General features: G+C 71.1%; 13 protein-coding genes. 4 read left to right on the top strand and 9 right to left on the bottom strand.

The window, feature by feature from the left end; genetic code table 11:
* Positions 1–49: 49 nt before the first annotated feature.
* Both JYK02_RS29565 and JYK02_RS29560 read right to left on the bottom strand, forming a co-directional pair.
* On the bottom strand, positions 50–1369 hold the full coding sequence (locus tag JYK02_RS29565; protein WP_277991462.1) for a nucleotide sugar dehydrogenase: 1320 nt from the start codon (positions 1367–1369) through the stop codon (positions 50–52).
* Positions 1370–1441: 72 nt separating this feature from the next.
* Complete coding sequence (locus JYK02_RS29560; RefSeq protein WP_207056016.1) at positions 1442–3517, bottom strand: heparinase II/III family protein; 2076 nt, start codon at positions 3515–3517, stop codon at positions 1442–1444.
* A gap of 280 nt (positions 3518–3797) precedes the next feature.
* On the opposite strand from JYK02_RS29560, the gene JYK02_RS29555 reads away from it, so the two are divergent.
* The 3 genes from JYK02_RS29555 (at position 3798) to JYK02_RS29545 (ending at position 5708) form a co-directional block, all read left to right on the top strand.
* Positions 3798–4748: a histidine kinase dimerization/phospho-acceptor domain-containing protein gene (locus JYK02_RS29555; RefSeq protein WP_242589325.1), complete on the top strand. Its 951-nt coding sequence runs from the start codon at positions 3798–3800 to the stop codon at positions 4746–4748.
* Between the two features lie 124 nt (positions 4749–4872).
* Positions 4873–5505 (top strand): hypothetical protein, encoded by a 633-nt coding sequence (locus tag JYK02_RS29550; protein WP_207056014.1) that lies wholly within the window; start codon positions 4873–4875, stop codon positions 5503–5505.
* Positions 5506–5519: 14 nt separating this feature from the next.
* Entirely contained in the window at positions 5520–5708 is a 189-nt protein-coding gene (locus JYK02_RS29545; RefSeq protein ID WP_199724589.1) for a hypothetical protein, read from the top strand.
* Between the two features lie 90 nt (positions 5709–5798).
* On the opposite strand, the gene JYK02_RS29540 is transcribed toward JYK02_RS29545, so the two are convergent.
* From JYK02_RS29540 to JYK02_RS29515, 6 genes are read right to left on the bottom strand one after another with little or no spacing between them, the layout of a single operon-like run.
* Positions 5799–8342 (bottom strand): hybrid sensor histidine kinase/response regulator, encoded by a 2544-nt coding sequence (locus JYK02_RS29540; protein ID WP_207056013.1) that lies wholly within the window; start codon positions 8340–8342, stop codon positions 5799–5801.
* A 15-nt stretch (positions 8343–8357) separates the two neighbouring features.
* Positions 8358–8939 (bottom strand): chemotaxis protein CheW, encoded by a 582-nt coding sequence (locus tag JYK02_RS29535; protein WP_120526594.1) that lies wholly within the window; start codon positions 8937–8939, stop codon positions 8358–8360.
* A 7-nt stretch (positions 8940–8946) separates the two neighbouring features.
* A complete protein-coding gene (locus JYK02_RS29530; protein WP_120526595.1) occupies positions 8947–9360 on the bottom strand; it encodes a response regulator in 414 nt (137 codons plus the stop codon).
* Positions 9357–10943: a methyl-accepting chemotaxis protein gene (locus JYK02_RS29525; RefSeq protein WP_207056012.1), complete on the bottom strand. Its 1587-nt coding sequence runs from the start codon at positions 10941–10943 to the stop codon at positions 9357–9359. The genes JYK02_RS29530 and JYK02_RS29525 overlap by 4 nt, the downstream gene beginning before the upstream one ends.
* A 60-nt stretch (positions 10944–11003) precedes the next feature.
* On the bottom strand, positions 11004–12515 hold the full coding sequence (locus JYK02_RS40545; protein WP_207056011.1) for a CheR family methyltransferase: 1512 nt from the start codon (positions 12513–12515) through the stop codon (positions 11004–11006).
* Positions 12512–13075: a chemotaxis protein CheW gene (locus tag JYK02_RS29515; protein ID WP_207056010.1), complete on the bottom strand. Its 564-nt coding sequence runs from the start codon at positions 13073–13075 to the stop codon at positions 12512–12514. The genes JYK02_RS40545 and JYK02_RS29515 overlap by 4 nt, the downstream gene beginning before the upstream one ends.
* Positions 13076–13322: 247 nt before the next feature.
* Here JYK02_RS29515 and JYK02_RS29510 point away from each other — a divergent pair, with 247 nt between their 5' ends.
* Positions 13323–15380 (top strand): TonB family protein, encoded by a 2058-nt coding sequence (locus tag JYK02_RS29510; RefSeq protein WP_207056009.1) that lies wholly within the window; start codon positions 13323–13325, stop codon positions 15378–15380.
* Between the two features lie 34 nt (positions 15381–15414).
* Here the strand turns inward: JYK02_RS29510 and JYK02_RS29505 are convergent, their stop codons facing one another.
* Entirely contained in the window at positions 15415–16134 is a 720-nt protein-coding gene (locus JYK02_RS29505; protein WP_207056008.1) for an HAD-IB family hydrolase, read from the bottom strand.
* Between the last annotated feature and the right edge of the window lie 6 nt (positions 16135–16140).

Raw genomic sequence — 16140 nt, 5'->3', positions numbered from 1 at the left:
CCTTGGCGTGAAGCGAGGACCCTCCTGCCCGCATGCTCCTGGAGCGGGGTTACGCCTTGATGATCTTCTCGCGGCCCTGGGTGACGGCCTTGGTCGCGTTGCGCGTGTCGACGACGATGTTCGAGCGCTGGACCAGCTCGTTGTAGTCGATGTGCGAGTGGTCGGTGAGGATCATCACCGCGTCGTACTGGTTCAGCGTCTCAGGGTCGAGCGGGACGGACTTCATCTCCATGTTGAAGCCGTGGCCCTTGTGCAGCTCCTTCACGAACGGGTCGTGGTAGCTGATGTCCGCGCCCTTCTCCTTCAGGAGCGTCATCACGCGCAGCGACGGGGACTCGCGGTGGTCGTCGATGTCCTTCTTGTACGCCGCGCCGATGCAGAGGACCTTGGCGCCGTTGAGCACCTTCTTGTTCTGGTTGAGCGCCTCCATCGTGCGCTGCACCACGTAGTAGGGCATCTGCCAGTTCACCTCACCGGCCAGCTCGATGAACTTGGTGTGGAACTCGAACTCGCGGGCCTTCCACGTCAGGTAGAACGGGTCGATGGGGATGCAGTGCCCGCCCAGGCCGGGGCCCGGGTAGAACGGCTGGAAGCCGAAGGGCTTGGTGCTGGCGGCCTGGATGACCTCCCAGACGTCCACGTTCATGCGGTCGCAGAGCATCTTCATCTCGTTGACCATGGCGATGTTCACGCAGCGGTAGATGTTCTCCAGCAGCTTGGCGAGCTCCGCCACGCGGGTGGAGGACACCGGCACCACTTCCTTCAGGGCGCTGCCGTAGAGGGCCGTGGCGACCTCGAGGCACGCGGGCGAGTAGCCGCCGACGACCTTCGGAATCGTCTTGGTGTTGAAGCCCTTGTTGCCCGGGTCCTCGCGCTCGGGGCTGAAGGCCAGGAAGAAGTCCACGCCCGCCTTGAGGCCGTTCTTCTCCAGCAGGGGCTTGAGGACCTCTTCGGTCGTGCCCGGGTAGGTGGTGGACTCCAGGATGAAGAGCTGGCCGGGGCGCACGTACGGGGCCAGGGCCTCGCCCGTCGCGACGATGAAGCTCATGTCCGGCTCACGCGACGCGGTCAGCGGCGTGGGCACGCAGATGACCACGCAGTCGAGCTCACGGGCCTTCGCGAAGTCGTTGGTCGCCTTGAGCTTGCCAGCGTTGGTGAGCTCCGCCAGCGGCGCGCTGGGGATGTGCTTGATGTAGCTCTCACCCTTGGCGATCTTGTCGATCTTGCGCTGGTCGACGTCCAGCCCCGTGACCGGGAAGCCCGCTTCCGCGAAGGCCATGCCCAGCGGAAGACCGACGTACCCGAGACCCACCACGCCCACCTTCGCTTCCCGATTCTGAATCCGACCCAGCAACGGGTTGCCAACCATCACGCGCATTGTCGTTACTCCCCAGCAGTTGACGTGCGGCCTCGCCGGCTCACACGTCCCGACCCACACCAATCACCTGAAGACGAACACCCACCCCAACCAAGCCGGAGGCGTCAGCTGCCTCCGGAACTCCACCGACACCGCCGGCACCACGCGCCCGTAACCCGGCGAGTAGTTCGACGGCACGAGCTGGGTCTCCAACCCCCGCCCGAAGAGCACCCAACCCTCGGGTGCATCCGCCGGTCCAATCTCAAGAGCCCGCGCATCGAAGGCCTCCGGCCCCTCCTGCACGCGCCCTGCCCGCGCCAGCACTTCCGCCGCGGGCTTGCACCACCGCGCCTGCCCATCGGGCAGATGCAAACGTCCGACCACCTCATGACGGCCCGTTCCGACGAGCCGGTCCCCCACCGCCAGCGCACGCACGTGCCGGTCGAGGAAGAAGGTCCTCTCAATCCCTACCGGGGCCGGCAGGTGGCGGTAGCCGTCGTGGCGCACCACCAGCCGGTCATGCTTCGCGCCGGGCTGGAAGGCCACGACGCGAGCCCGGGCATCCTCCGGCAGCGCGAAGAGCCGCGCCGGATCCATCGGGGCCTGCTCGGCCCCATCCACCTGAAGCGTGTTGTGCGCCGCGGTGCTCCGCATCGCGTTGCGCAGCGCCGGATCCCGCGTGTACGAACCCGTGCCGGGGTCGACGATGACGGGACGGCCGTTGAGGTGAAGCTCGAAGGAAAGCTTGTCGTTGTGGCTATGTCCTCCGACGCCCCGCTGCCCCTGTTTTCCGGCCGAGACGGTGAGCACGACACCCTCACCGCGCAAGATGTGGAAGCCACCTTCCGCAAAGCTTACAGACGTGGGCGCGGCAGCCGCGGGCAGCGCGTTGAAACGCACGAGGCCCGCGTCGCCCAGGAGCCACGCCGCCTCGTCCGGAAACACGCCGCCGCCCAGCCCCGCGTCGTTGAACAGCGCAGCCCCCAGCCCCGCGAGGTAGCCATGATCGCCGTCCTCCCGGTCCTGGAACGGGAACACACGGCCGCTGTCGTTGTCGCCAATCTGCGGCGCCAGGCCATTCTCGGAAGACCAGGCGCGGGCCGCGACGAACATCAATCGCAGACGCGCTTCGTACGCGGGCCCCAGTGACACGCCCGCGCCGCGAGCGATGACATAGGCCAGCGTGAACAGCTCCACCGACAGGCGGTGGTAGGGAATGGAGCCCTCGAACGACGTGCCCTCGGGGTGGACCTGCGCCTCCATCTCCGTGCGCAGGCCGTTGGCCGCGAGCGCCACCTGGCGCGGCGCACCGGGCAGCTCCGGGAACAGCAGGCCCGTCACCGCGAGCCCCACGTAGTTGGAGACCAGGTGGTTGTTGGGCACCGCGCTGGTGTCCTCCAGATGGGCCTCCACCCACGCGCAGTGCTCCGCGAGCGCGCCCAGCACGGGCACCAGGAACTCCGGACGGCGCACCTCGGGCCGGTCCGCGAACATCGCCAGCGCCTGCGCCAGGTTCGCCGCGCGCAGGGCAATCTCCATGGAGCACGTCCAGTGGACGCCCATGCCCACGGGGTTGGCCTGCAGGAAGTCCAGCGTCTGCGCGACGAAGGCCGTGGCGAAGCGCGAGCGCTCCGCTTCGGTGTCCGCCACCCACGCGCCCTGGGCCAGGGTCACGAGGCTGTCCAGCCGGCCCATCACCCACGGGTACTTCGGATCCATGCCGGTCACGTGCAGCGGCATGCGCTCTACGGGATCCACCGGATAGTGCCGGCCGCTCACCGGCTCCAGGGACCAGTCCACCGGCTTGCCCTCACCGAAGGACACCGGCGTGCCGAAGACGTCCCACTCCTGACGGAGCGCCCGCGCGGCGCGCTCCAGCGTGCGCGCCTTCGCGCCCGGAAGCTTCTCGATGGCGGCGCGAGCGGACTCGCGCTGCGACAGCTCGCACCAGGCCCGCGAGGTGCGGTGATCCAAGGCCAGCGTGATCAGGTCTTCGGCGCGCGTGGCACCGAAGGACTCCAGCAGCTGCGCTTCGTCCACCTGCTCGCGGCGGCTGTAGAGCGCCTTGCGAGCGACGCCCTGGACCCGGCGGACCGCGCTCTTCGCGAGCGCCCCAGGCGCCATCCGAGCCATCGTCGCGTAGTAATCGAGAGTACCCATCCGCCCCTTCCCGCCCTGCCTGACGTGGGAAGCTGATAGCAAGCGGCTGGCCAAAACCTTTTCCCAGTGAGAGCAGGGGTTTGGCGCGAGGCACCTGCCCGTACGGCGGTAAAAATGTCCGCTCGTGCCGATCACCGTGGGTAAAGGATTGCTGCCTGACGTGGAAAGGAAGTGCTCCACGTTGGAGCCGTTGCGCCTCCATGGAGGCATGGCCATTCCTTGGCGCGTGCGGGCTGGGGCTTGGATGGGGCGGCGCATCGAGGACGACCTCGATGCCAGGATGGAAACGACGCTGACGGCGGTGGCCGAGCAGGCGCTGCGCGGAGGAACGCGCGCGGGCCTGGAGGCTCTGTTGAAGGCGTCCTTGCGGCTGACCGGTGCGACCGGCGCGGCCCTCTATGAAGGACGCGTGTGCGTGATGAAGGTGGGGACCGTCCCCGCCCGTCGCGCGGCTGAATCGAAGCGGCCCTCCGTGTTGGAGCTGTGGCCCGCGCCCATGACGACGTCGCAGCGCAGCGTGGTGAAGCGCTTCAGCGCGTTCGCCCCGGCGCTGCTCGCCGCTCACGCGCGCGAGGTGGCCCAGGGCGCGCGGCAGGCCCGGTTGCTGGAAGCGAAGCAGCGCCTGGAGCGCACCGTGGCGGCGCAGGACAAGCGGCGCTCGCGAGCTGCGCACGACCTGCGGACGCCGCTCATGGTCATCAAGGGCTACGTGGACATGATGATCAAGGGCACCGGCGGACCGCTGGGCCCGCAGGCGCAGCGCTACCTGGAGCGGATCGCCAAGGTCGCCGCGGACCAGAAGGACCTCATCGACCGGCGCCTGGCGCCACCCGTGCCGGGCGTGGACGACCTGCGCCCCGTGCTGGAGCGGGCCTTCGCGCCCGTGAAGGGACGGGGACGGGCCGCCCCCACGCTGACGCTGCCCGGGGAGCGCACCGTGCCGGTGCGGGGTGCCCGCGAGGACTGGGAGTTGCTGGCGCGCACCCTGGCCCGGGGCACCACGGGCGCCGTGGCCGTGGACGTCCACCTGGGCCCGGCCTTGGAGGCCTCCCAGTGGCTCCTGCGCGTCCAGGCGTGCCCTGGCGCGGCCCTGACGGCCCGAAGCGAGGCCGTGCTCCGGCAGCTCGCGGGACGCCTGGGAGGCACGCTGCGCGTGGCCATGGAGCCCCGCCTGGACATCACCCTGGTGCTGCCGGGGGATGACGCCTTTCCCGTACCCGCCCACCGTTAGGGGTATGAGAAAGCAGGAGACGTCGGACTGACGCGCGAAAGGTAGGCGCAGGTCGCAACTCGCCTACCCAACGATGCGATAAAAGGGAAAGCGGTTTTCCTTCCCTCCCCTGAAGGTCTCCCCCATGAAGCTCAACCGAAGCTCGAGCGTGCGCTCCACGAAGTCCGAGTCGGCGCTGCCTGGCACGCCGCCGCGCCGCAACTCCGTGGATTCGAAGCCCAACACGACGTCGTCCGCGACGCCGACGAAGCCGACCCGGTCGAACTCGGCGCCGCCGACGGCCCAGCGGCCTCCCAGCGACGTGTCCACCGGCAGCCCGTCGCGCACCCGCCCGCGCAATCCGGAAGGCGCGGCGAGCGTGAACAACGCGCAGGCGAGCGGCGCGAAGAAGCCCACGACGAACAGCGAGATCCGCAACTGGTACAAGCAGCAGATCGCCGGCATCCCCGCGAACGACGCGAAGCTCAAGGCGCAGGGCGCATCGCTGGAGGACCGCGCGAAGGCGGCCCACGAAATCCGTCACAAGGCCCGCGTGGACGCGCGCCAGTTCATGGGCACGTTTGAATCCGCGATGCTCAAGGCGCGCGACTTCTTCAAGTACGGCCGGCTGGACGGCCCCTCGTTCGACCAGCTCGTCGGTGAGGCCAAGAAGAGTGGCTTGAGCGAGGCGCAGGCGTACGACAAGATCATCAACAGCTCGCAGCGCACCAACCAGGCCGTGGACAACATCTACGCCAAGCCGCAGGCAAAGCTATGACCGCTGATCAACTGATGAAGCAGAAGCTGGAATGGGTGAAGACGTCGGACCCGCTCCACCCGCTGCGCACCAAGGCGGAGGGCAAGGAGCTGCGCCTGCGCATCGGCGACTTCCCGGAAGAGTCCATGTACACGCTGCTCGTGGACGACCAGGAGGTCACCGAGTTCGACGACTGGCCCAAGGCGTGGGTCCGCCCGCGCTAAGCGCGCGCCGCGGCCGGAACGAAAAGACGCCCTGTCCCTCGCACCAGGCGAAGGACGGGGCGTCGTCGTTTCAAGCCGCCCTGCCCTGCCTCATGCGGAGCCGGGCAGCAGCTGGCGCACGAGCTCCAGGAGCTTGCCGCGCTCCACCTCGCGCTTGACCAGGTAGCCGTCCGCGCCCGCCTCCAGGCCGGCCGCGCGGTCCTCGTTGCTGTCCAGCGACGTGACCAGGATGATGGGCGTGCGCCGGAACATGGGGTGGCCCTTGATTCTGCGCGCCAGGCCCACGCCGTCCAGCCGGGGCATCTGCCAGTCGCTGACCACCAGGTGGCAGTGCACGCGCTCCAGCACCTGCCACGCCTCCTCGCCGTCCGACGCCGTCACCACCGGGTAGCCGGCGATCTCCAGCAGGGACTTCATCGCGAAGCGCGTGGTGAGCGAGTCGTCGCACACCAGGATGCGCGGCATCTTGGATTCGCCCACGGCGGCGCGCGTGTCCGGCTTGGCCGCGCGCAAGAGCTCCGGCGCGTTGAGCACCGGCACCACGCGGCCGTCGTCCAGCACCGCCGCGCCCGCCAGGTGCGTCACCTCCCGCAGGTGCTTGCCCAGGGAGCGGACCACCAGCTCCTGCTGCCCCACCACCTCGTCGATGGCGTACAGCACGCGCTCTTCACCGAGCGACAGCAGCACCGCGGTCTGCCGCCGGCCGGACTCCAGCGCGAGCGGCATGCGCGGCAGGCCGATGGCCTCCGAGAGCGACAGGAACGTGAGCTGCTCGCCGTCCAGCCGCGCCACCACGCGCCCCGCCACCGTGCCCACGTCGTCCGCGTCCAGACGCAGCACGCGCTTCACGGTGTCGGAGGGAATCGCGGTGACGGTGGTGCCGGTGCGCACCAGCAGGCCCAGCGCCGCGGCCAGCGTCAGCGGCAGGTCCACGATGAAGCGCGTGCCCTTGCCCGGCGTGTACTCCACGTCCGCGCTGCCCTGCAGCCGCTGCGCGGTGGCCAGCACCACGTCCAGCCCGACGCCACGCCCCGACGTGGACGTGACCTCGTCCCGCGTGGAGAAGCCCGGCTGGAAGATGAGCCGCGCGGCCTGCGCGTCCGTCAGCTTGTCCGCCGCCTCCTGGTTCATCAGGCCCCGGCGCACCGCCGTCGCGCGCACGCGCACGGGGTCCAGGCCCCCGCCGTCGTCCTCCACGATGACGCCGATGCGCGTGCCCCGCGCCTCCACCCGCACCGACAGCCGGCCCGTCTCCGGCTTGCCCGCCGCCTTGCGCACCGCGGGCATCTCCAGCCCGTGGTCGATGGCGTTGCGCACCAGGTGCACCAGCGGATCCTTCAGCGCGTCCACGATGCGCCGGTCCAGCCGCACGTCGGTGCCGCCCAGCTCCAGCGCCACCTCCTTGCCCAGCCGGGACGCCGTCTCGCGCACCGTGCGCCGCAGGGGCTCCAGCACCTGCGAGGCCGGCACCATGCGCAGGTCGCGCAGGTCGTCGCGGATGACCTGCGCCACCAGCGACTGCTGCTCGCCGTCGCGGTGCGCCTCCTTCGCGTGCTCCAAGAGGCGCTTCTGCATCGTGCGCATCAGACCCACGCCCGTGCGCAGCGGCTCCAGCGCGGGTCCGCCGCCGGACATGGCCAACTGCGACGCGGCGCGCTCCAGGTGCAGCAGCACTTCGTGCGCCTGGTCCGTCAGCGAGCGGAAGCCCTCCGTGCGCCGGCCCTGCTGGGAACGCCCCGACACCAGGTGCTCCACCTGGAGCGCCAGCGAGTCCAGCGTCTTCACCGACACGCGCACCGCGCGGTCCACCGAACCGTTGCGCCCCTCCGGCGCCGAGGCCGTGGCGCGCGCCGCGGGCTTCGCGGCGGGGGCAGGAGCCGGCTTCGCGGGCTCGGGTTCCCGCACCGCCCCGGCGTCCTCCACCACGCCCAGCGCCATGCGCAGGTCCACCAGCGCGCCCGCCACCTCCGACGCCGCCTGTCCCGCCGCGTCCCCGCCCTCCTCCATGCGCGTGAAGCCCAGCGCCGCGGCCTCCGCCAGCGCCGCCACCTGGTCCGCCTGGACGGCCTCCGCGCTGTGGCGCAGGGCGTGCGCCTGGTCCACCGCCGCGCGCACCGCGCCCGCCCGGTCCTCCACCTTGGGGGACACCAGCTTGCTCAGCGCCGACTCCAGCGCGACCAGCGCCTTCAGCCCGTCCTCGCCCAGCGGGCCCGCGCCCGCGGCGTCGTCGGCGGAAGGAGCCGCCGGCGCCTCGTGGCCCAGGGCCCGGAGCAGCGAGGCCACGCCGTCCACCACGGGTTGCTCCCCCGCGTCGCCCCGGTTGAGGGCGTTCTCGATGGCGGACAGGCCCCGCAGCATCGCCTCCACGGAGCCCCGGGAGATGGGCTGATCCACGTCCACGTGGGACAGCCCGTCCTCGATGGCGTGGACGATGCGTTCAATGTCGTCCAGCCCCAGGCTGGCCGCGGAGCCCTTGAGGCTGTGCACCACGCGCTTGAGGGACGGCAGCAGGTCCGGCTCGCGCGCGGAGGCCGGCTGCTCCAGCCCCAGCACCTTCGACCCGATGGCCTGAATCTGCTCGCGCGTCTCCGCGGCGAACACCGGCCAGATGCTGCGCAGCAACTGCGGATCCATGAAACCCAGTCCCCTCTAGCCGCGCCGAGCGGCCGCCGGGTTGCCCAGCTGTGTGAGGTCCAGCACCGTGAGCCGGTCCGGCGTCAGGAACAGGAACGGGCCCGGCGGCGGCTGGGACAGCTCCGCGCGCGGCAACTCCAGCCGTCCGTCCACGACCTCCGCCGCCAACCCGAACGCTTCGTCCTCCACTTCCACCACCACGACCTTGCTCAGGTCGGACATGCCGCCGCCCTCCAGCCCCAGGAGCTGCCGCAGGTCCAGCACCGGCACGATGCGCGAGCGCGACAGCAGCGCCCCCAGCACGTGGCGCGGCGCCCCGGGCAGCGAGCACATCCCGCGCGACTCCAGCACGTGGTCCACGAAGTCGATCTTCACCGCGTAGCGCTCGCCGCCCACCTGGAAGGCGAGCACCGTGACGACCTCCTGGCGCACTTCATGGCGAGAGTTCGCCAGCGCCACCGCGCGCTGGTGCAGCACCTCGCGCCGCTTGTGGGCGCTCACCACCGTGGCGCCTTCAAGCAGCATCTGGGCCGCGTCGAGCGAGGCCTTCAGCTCGTCGAAGTCGATGGGCAGCAGCTTGCGGTCTTCGGTAGCCATGGGCGGATCAGTACTTCGTGGCCGGCAGCTTGAGGATGTCCCGCACCTTGGAGCGCAGGTCGTCCACGGACACCGGCTTGTTGAGGAAGGCGCTCGCGCCGACGAGCTTGCCCTTCTGCCGGCTGGCGTCGTCCTTCAGCGACGTGAGCAGCATGAACGGCGTGTCGTGCAGCTTCGAGTCCGCCCGGATGGCCGCGCACAGCGCGAAGCCGTCCATCTCCGGCATCTGCACGTCGGAGATGATGAGGTCCGGCTTCTGCTCGCGCGCCCGCTTGAGTCCCACCGCGCCGTTGGGCGCGTCCATGAAGTCCAGCCCCCACCCCATCAGGTAGACCTGCAGGAGGTTGGTGATGGTCTTCGTGTCCTCCACGATGAGCACCTTCGCCGCCTTGCGTGCCCCACCCGTCACGTTGCTGTTCATAGCTGGTACCTGCCTACAAGTTCAGAGAAGCGCTTCGACAAGATGGAGAGGTTGCCGGCCACCTGTTCAATCCGCCGGGTTCCCTCCACCGAATCACTCATGGCGGACGTCAATTCGCCCATCGCCGTGGCGATCTGCTCCACGCCGATGGTCTGCTGCCGCGTGTTGCCCGCGATCTGCCGGGCCGCCCCGGACGACTCGCGGATGACCTCCGACAGCCCCAGGATGGTGGAGCCCGCGCCGCGCGCAAGCTCCATCGCAGCCTGGGCGCGCCGGCTGCCCTCGTCCGTCGTGGTGACGGCCACGCGAGTGCCCTTCTGCACCTCACCCAGCAGCACGCGCACCTGGTCGGCCGCCATGCGGGACTGCTCCGCCAGCGTGCGCATCTCCGTGGCCACCACCGCGAAGCCCCGCCCGTGCTCGCCCGCCTTCGCCGCCTCGATGGAGGCGTTGAGGGCCAGCAGGTTGGACTGCTCGGCCACGTCCTTCACCTGTCCGATGATGTCGCTGATCTGCAGCGTGCGCTCGTTCAGGTCGGTGATGGCCAGGGCAATGGCCTTCACCTGCTCACCCAGCTTCTCCATGCCCTCCACGCTCTCCGTGACGACCTTCTGGCCCTGGGCGCTGAGCGATTCCGACTTCTGCGTCTGCGCGATGACCGCGTCCGCGTAGGAGGTCGCCTGCTTGGAGGTCTGGGCGATCTCCGCCACCGTGGTGCTGGTCTCGTTGATGGCGGACGCCTGCTGGTGCGCCATCGCGGACTGCTGCGTGGACGTGGCCAGCACGCCCGCGGCCTCGTGCTCCAGGTCCGTGGCCGCGCCGCGCAGGTCGTGCAGCAGGTGCACCAGCGCGTCCGCCATGGTGGCGAAGCTGCGCGCCAGCTCGCCAATCTCGTCCGTGCCGGTGGTGTCGATCTGCTGGCGCAGGTCGCCCGCCGCGATGCCCACCGCCGCGCGGGCCAGCCGCTCCAGCGGGACGATGAAGAGGCTGGCCATGCCGGCCGCCGCCAAGAGGCCCAGCACCAGCACCAGCAGGCCCAGGCCCGCGGTGCGCCAGGTGCTGGAGGACAGCGACTCCGCCAGCGCCTCGCGGTCCAGCGCGAGTTGCACGGTGCCCACGCGCTTGAGCGAGCCGCCCGGCACCCCGAAGACGATGGGCGCCGTCGTCTCCACCACGGGCAGCGTGCCCACGGTCAGCAGGCGGTCCACCACCCCGTCGCCGTCGGCGGGCTCCACGGCGGCGGCGGTCGCGAAGTGCTCGTGCGCGGAGCGCGCCAGCACCTTGCCGCTCGGGTCGCGGATCACGATGTACGCGAGGTCGGCCACGCTCTTGAGGGCCGCGTCGGTGCCCTCCTGGAGCATGGCCGCGTCCCCCGCCGCCGCGGACGGGGCCACCGCGAACGCCATGCCGATGCCCACCGCGCGCGCGCGCTTGGTGAGCTCGTCCAGCAGGCTGTCGCTCATCTGCATCCAGAACGCGAAGGTCAGGATGCCGACCAGCACGATGCCGAAGATGCCCGTGCCCCCGAGGATCTTCGTCCGCAGGCTGAGCCTGGTCGAATCCGCCCCTTCAGGCGACGCCATCTTCAAACCTTTCGCTTCCACGTTGTCCCCACCTCACGTGTACCGGCGCGCCCCAAGGGGTCAGCGCGCGCCCTGCCAGCCCATCTGCGAAGGACGGGGAGCCAGCGCCTGCCGCAAGCCTCCCGCCGTCATCGTCGTCTCCACGCCTCGCAGCGGGTGCTCGTCATCCAATCCATCCAGCGCGCGCAGCGCGTTCTGCCTCGCCCGCTCCGCGTCCTCACGCCGGTCCAGGCGGCTGTAGAGCGCCACCAGCGTCGCATGTCCCAGCGCCAGCTGCGGCTCCAGGTACAGCGCCTTGCGCACCGCCTCCACCGCCGCGTACAGGTCGTTGCGCGACTCGGCCACCATCGCCAGCAGCAGGTACGCCTCCGGGGACAGCGCCCGGGCCGCCTCGCGCGCCAGCGCCTCCGCTTCCTCGAAGTGGCCCGCGTGCGCCGCCTCCAGGGCCCGCGTCAGCAGGCCCGCGTCCTGGGCCGCGCGCGCGGCGGGCGTCTCCGGGGCCGGAGCCCGGGGCGTCTCCGGAGCCGGGGCCGGAGCCGGCCGGGACGTCCGAGGCACGTAGGCCGGCATGGGCCCGGGCGTGGGACGCAGGGGCTCCAGGCGCAGGCTGCCCGGCACCGGTGTGGGGCTGGGGCGGCGGGGCTCCAGGCGCAGGCTGCCCGGCACCGGCGTCTCACGGCGGAGCGTGGCGGCCAGGGCCCCCGGCGCGTCCTGGCGTGAAGACGCGGCCGCGGTCTCACCGGCGAGCCACGGATCCAGCGGCAGGCGCAGGACGGGCGTGCCGTCCACGTCCAGCGTCTCCAGCCCCATCCCGTTGGTGAGCGGCACCTCCGCGGGCGACACGAAGAGCAGCCCGCCCGGCGCGAGCGCGCCCACCAGCCGGCTCAGCACCGCGCGCACCAGCTCCGGCGTGAAGTAGATGAGGACGTTGCGGCAGAAGATGGCGTGGAAGCCCATGGACGGCACCGCGTCCGTGGCCAGGTTGTGGCGGCGGAAGTCCACCGAGCGCACGACCTCCTGCGCGACGGTGTGCTGCGCGTCCTGTCCCGACGCGCCGGGGTGCGTCACCAGGAAGCGCTTCTCCAGCTCCGGCTCGATGCGCCGCAGCGACCAGGGGCTGTACACGCCGGCCTTCGCGCGCTGCAGGGCGCGGCCGGACACGTCCGTCGCCAGCACGCGGAAGCGCCCGCCGTTGCCCAGGCCCGCGGCCATCAGCGCCATGGCGATGCTGTAGGGCTCCTCGCCGCTCGCGCAGCCCGCGCTCCAGACGTGGAACGGGCCGCCCTGGTGCGCCTTCGCCCGCGACGCCAGCGCGCGCAGGTGTTCCGGGTGGCGGAAGAAGTACGTCTCGCCGATGACGGCGTGCTCGATGAAGGCCTCCACCGCCGTCGGCTCGCGCATCAGCAGCTGACGCAGGAAGGCCACTCCGGACAGGTTGCGCGACAGCGCGGCGCGGGCCAGCGCGGGCTCCAGCGAGCGACGCAGGCTGCTCGCGAGCGTCAGGCCGCAGGCGCCCTGGAGCACCTCCTCGACCTTCGCGAGCGTTGCGTCGTCGAGAAGCCCGTCGCTCACAGGCCCTCCGTGCCGTTCAGCAGCGCGCTCGTGCGGAGCAGCGGACGCAGCCCCTCCGGCGTGCGGCACAGCCCGGCCATCAGCCCGGTGCCATCCCAGGGCATCTTCTCCTCGCCGCCCGGCGTGCCATCCACCAGCACCGGCGTCTCCACCAGGTCCTTCACGCGGTCCACCAGCAGCGCCACCATGCGGCCCGCGTCCACCACCACCAGCAGCGAGTCCAGATCCGGCGTGCGCTTCACGCCCAAGAGGCGCGCCACGTCCACCACCACCGCCGGGCTGCCCCGGTAGACGAAGGAACCGGACACGTGCACCGGCGCGCCGGGCAGCGGATCCAACGCCACCAGCCGCACCACCTCCTGCACCTGCTTCGCGGGCACGAGCGCGGTCGTGTTGCCTGCCTCCACGGTCAGGTAGAGACCGGGCAGGCGGACCTCGCCCTGCAGCGAGACGAGCTCCTGGCGCAACTGGTTCTGCTCCGCCTCCAGCGCGCTCAGGCGCTGTTGCACGGAGACCCGGCGCACCTGGGGGGGAACGGGGACTCTGGGGGTTTCAGCCATCGAAGAACTCCGCCCGCCGCATGGCAGGCAGGGAGAAAAACCGTAATCCGGGAGCGAGGTCCAAAGCAATGCGGGCTTACCCGAAGGTCGCGACTCACATCCCCCCCTGCGACCGGGGTCGCTGTTGCCCCGACGTGGTGGATTCCGGACCCCCTTGGGGTGCGCCACACCGGCGAGTTGTGCTTGGATGAGGGTGCGCTGCTTTTGCCGGAGAAACCATGCTTCACGCAGCTTCTAGGGGACACGAATGATCAAGAGCGATTCCCCGAGCCCAGAGGCCCCGGGAACGGATCCGCTCATCGGCCGGACGTTGAACGGCCGCTTCAGCATTCTGGAACCCCTGGGCGTCGGTGGAATGGGCAAGGTGTACCGTGCCCTGCAGTCAGGGCTGGAGCGCGTCGTCGCGCTCAAGGTGCTCAACCCCAACTTCCCGAGCAGCCGCGACCCGGGCTTCCAGAAGCGCTTCCTGCGGGAGGCGTCGCTGACGTCGAAGCTGCGGCACCCGAACACCGTCACCGTCATCGACTACGGGCAGACGGACGACGGCATCTACTACATCGCCATGGAGTACCTGGAGGGGCGCACGCTCCAGCAGGTGCTGGGTCAGGCGGGCCCGCTGCCCTGGGCACGCGCGGTGTCCGTGGCGCAGCAGGTGTGCCGCTCTCTGCGTGAAGCGCACGCGCTGGGCATCGTCCACCGCGACCTGAAGCCCGCGAACATCATGATCCTCAATGAGGCGGATCAGGACCTGGTGAAGGTCCTGGACTTCGGCCTCGTGAAGTCCGTGGCGCCGCAGACGGAGGGGCCGGTCAGCCCCGAGATCACCCAGAACGGCACGTTCCTGGGCTCGCCGCAGTACATGGCGCCGGAGCAGGCGCGCAACGTGGCGGACGCCCGCAGCGACGTGTACTCGCTGGGCATCATGCTGTTCCAGATGCTGATGGGCCGGCCGCCCTTCATCGCGCGCGACCACATCGAGCTCATCTTCGCCCACTACAAGGAACCGCCCCCCACCTTCCAGGCCGTGCGGCCGGACCTCTCGGTGCCGCCGGAGATCGAGATGGTGGTGCGCCGCTGCATGGAGAAGGACCCCGCGCGGCGATTCCAGACGATGGACGAGCTGCTGGAGGGCCTGCGCGAGGCGCACATGGCCGCGGGCGGCAACAGCGGCGTGTTCCGCCGGCTGGGCGGCGCCTCGACGACGGGGCCCTACCCCTCTCCGCCGACGACGGGGCCCTACGCCTCCGCGCTGTTCGCCAACGTGGGCAACGCGGAGCCCGCGGACGGCGGGCTCGCGGTGGACATCAGCGTGGACGTGCCCCCGGACGTGCAGCGCGCCCGCCAGCGCACCCTCATGATGGGCGCGCTTGGCGGCGTGATGGTGGCGGGGCTCGTGGGCATCACGCTGTTCTTCCTGCGCGGCGGCCCGGAGGAGAAGGCCGCGCAACCGGCGGCCCAGGCCGCGGCGCCTGCTCCGGCGCCGGTGGCGGAGGCCCCCACGGCGCCGCCCGCGCCGGGCAAGGTGCGCTTCCGGCTGATGAGCCAGCCGTCCGGCGCGCGCGTCTATTACAAGGGCAAGGAGAAGGGCGTGACGCCCTTCGTGATGGAGCTGCCGCTGGGCAACGAGGGCAGCATCACCGCGGAGCTGACGTTCGCGCTGGAGGGCTACCAGACGGAGACCCTCATCACGGGCGGCTCCGGCGAGGTGGTGCTGTCCCAGAAGCTGACCAAGCGCCGGGGCGGTGGTGAGCGCCCGAGCCGCGTGGACCTGGCCAGCGCCTCCACCCCCGAGGACTTCGAGAACGTGGCCCCGGCGACGCCGGGCGGCATGGCGGCGCCGGTGATGATGCAGGCGAACACGGCCACCGCCGCCGCGGTCGTCCCCGCCACGACGACGGACAAGGCGCTGGGCGCGCTGGGCTCCTCCGCCGCCGCCCCGGTGAGCGCGGCGGGCAGCCTCGCGGTGCCGTCGCTGACGACCGGCGCGCTCGCGCCCGTCAACCCGAACGCCGTCATCCCCTTCAACGACGCCATGGACCGGCCGATGTTGTTGGAGGAGGGCCGCGACATCGCGTACACGCGCGAGGCGCTCGCCATCAAGGCGGAGGGGCTCGTGGCGGTGCGTTGCACCATCACCAACAAGGGCCGCGTGGAGAACTGCCGCGTCCTGAAGATGGTGCAGCACATGGAGAAGGCCGTGCTCGACTCGCTCCAGTCCCGCGTCTACAAGCCCATCCAGTACCAGGGCCGTCCGGTGAACGTGGACTACACCTTCACCATGCGGCTCGTGTCTCCGCGCCGCTGAGGGCAGCGCGTCACGTGCCTTCCGCCCGTGCCCTTCAGGGGCCGGTGGAGGGCACGAGCGGCGGAGACGGTGGGACGGACGGGGTGGCGCCTCCCGGAGGCACGCCCCAGTCCACCACCGGCCAGCCGCGCCGCCGGGCTTCCCGGCGCAGGCGGTGATCCGGGTTCACCACCACCGGGCGCCCCACCACCTCCAGCACCGGCAGGTCCGAGTACGAGTCCGTGTAGAAGGCGCACGCGGACAGCGGCACGCCCGCCTCCTTCGCGGTGGCCTCCGCGTGGAACCGCTTGCCCTCGCCGAAGCAGACCTCCCCCAGCATGCGCCCGGTGTGCAGCCCCGAGGCGTCCACCTCGAAGCGGTTGCACAGCACGCCGTCCAGGCGCAGCTCGCGCGCCACCAGGTCGGACAGGTAGCCCGAGGACGACGTCAGCAGCACCCGCCGGTCCCCCGCCTCGCGGTGGGCCTCCAGCGCGGCCAGGGCCCCGGGGCGGTACTGGCCACGCACGGCCTCCTCGTAGAAGTCCGCCGAGCGCGCCTCCAGGTCCTTCGCGTCGGAGCCGGTGAGCAGCGCCGTGGCGCGCAGGAGCACGTCCTGCATGGCCACGAAGCCCAGGTGGTAGCGCGCCAGCAGCAGGCTGGCGCGCAGGGCCTCCCAGCGGGAGATGTGGCCCAGGGCCAGCTCGCGGCGCACCCAGAGCGACGCGGAGTTGGCGGCGAGCAGCGTCCTGTCCAGGTCGAAGAAGGCGACGGCCACGGCCAC

This window comes from Corallococcus macrosporus, assembly GCF_017302985.1.
Taxonomy (GTDB): domain Bacteria; phylum Myxococcota; class Myxococcia; order Myxococcales; family Myxococcaceae; genus Corallococcus; species Corallococcus macrosporus_A.
The sequence above is the reverse complement of the archived record's forward strand: the minus strand, read 5'-3'. Positions and strand labels throughout refer to the sequence as shown.

What these genes read in the sequence shown, in the direction of transcription:
- JYK02_RS29560 (WP_207056016.1), bottom strand. Translation starts at nt 3,517, where the DNA reads ATGGGTACTCTCGATTACTACGCGACGATGGCTCGGATGGCGCCTGGG.
- JYK02_RS29530 (WP_120526595.1), bottom strand. Translation starts at nt 9,360, where the DNA reads ATGAACAGCAACGTGACGGGTGGGGCACGCAAGGCGGCGAAGGTGCTC.
- JYK02_RS29510 (WP_207056009.1), top strand. Translation starts at nt 13,323, where the DNA reads ATGATCAAGAGCGATTCCCCGAGCCCAGAGGCCCCGGGAACGGATCCG.
- JYK02_RS29545 (WP_199724589.1), top strand. Translation starts at nt 5,520, where the DNA reads ATGAAGCAGAAGCTGGAATGGGTGAAGACGTCGGACCCGCTCCACCCG.
- JYK02_RS29515 (WP_207056010.1), bottom strand. Translation starts at nt 13,075, where the DNA reads ATGGCTGAAACCCCCAGAGTCCCCGTTCCCCCCCAGGTGCGCCGGGTC.
- JYK02_RS29535 (WP_120526594.1), bottom strand. Translation starts at nt 8,939, where the DNA reads ATGGCTACCGAAGACCGCAAGCTGCTGCCCATCGACTTCGACGAGCTG.
- JYK02_RS29555 (WP_242589325.1), top strand. Translation starts at nt 3,798, where the DNA reads ATGGAAACGACGCTGACGGCGGTGGCCGAGCAGGCGCTGCGCGGAGGA.
- JYK02_RS29540 (WP_207056013.1), bottom strand. Translation starts at nt 8,342, where the DNA reads ATGGATCCGCAGTTGCTGCGCAGCATCTGGCCGGTGTTCGCCGCGGAG.
- JYK02_RS29550 (WP_207056014.1), top strand. Translation starts at nt 4,873, where the DNA reads ATGAAGCTCAACCGAAGCTCGAGCGTGCGCTCCACGAAGTCCGAGTCG.
- JYK02_RS29565 (WP_277991462.1), bottom strand. Translation starts at nt 1,369, where the DNA reads ATGGTTGGCAACCCGTTGCTGGGTCGGATTCAGAATCGGGAAGCGAAG.
- JYK02_RS29525 (WP_207056012.1), bottom strand. Translation starts at nt 10,943, where the DNA reads ATGGCGTCGCCTGAAGGGGCGGATTCGACCAGGCTCAGCCTGCGGACG.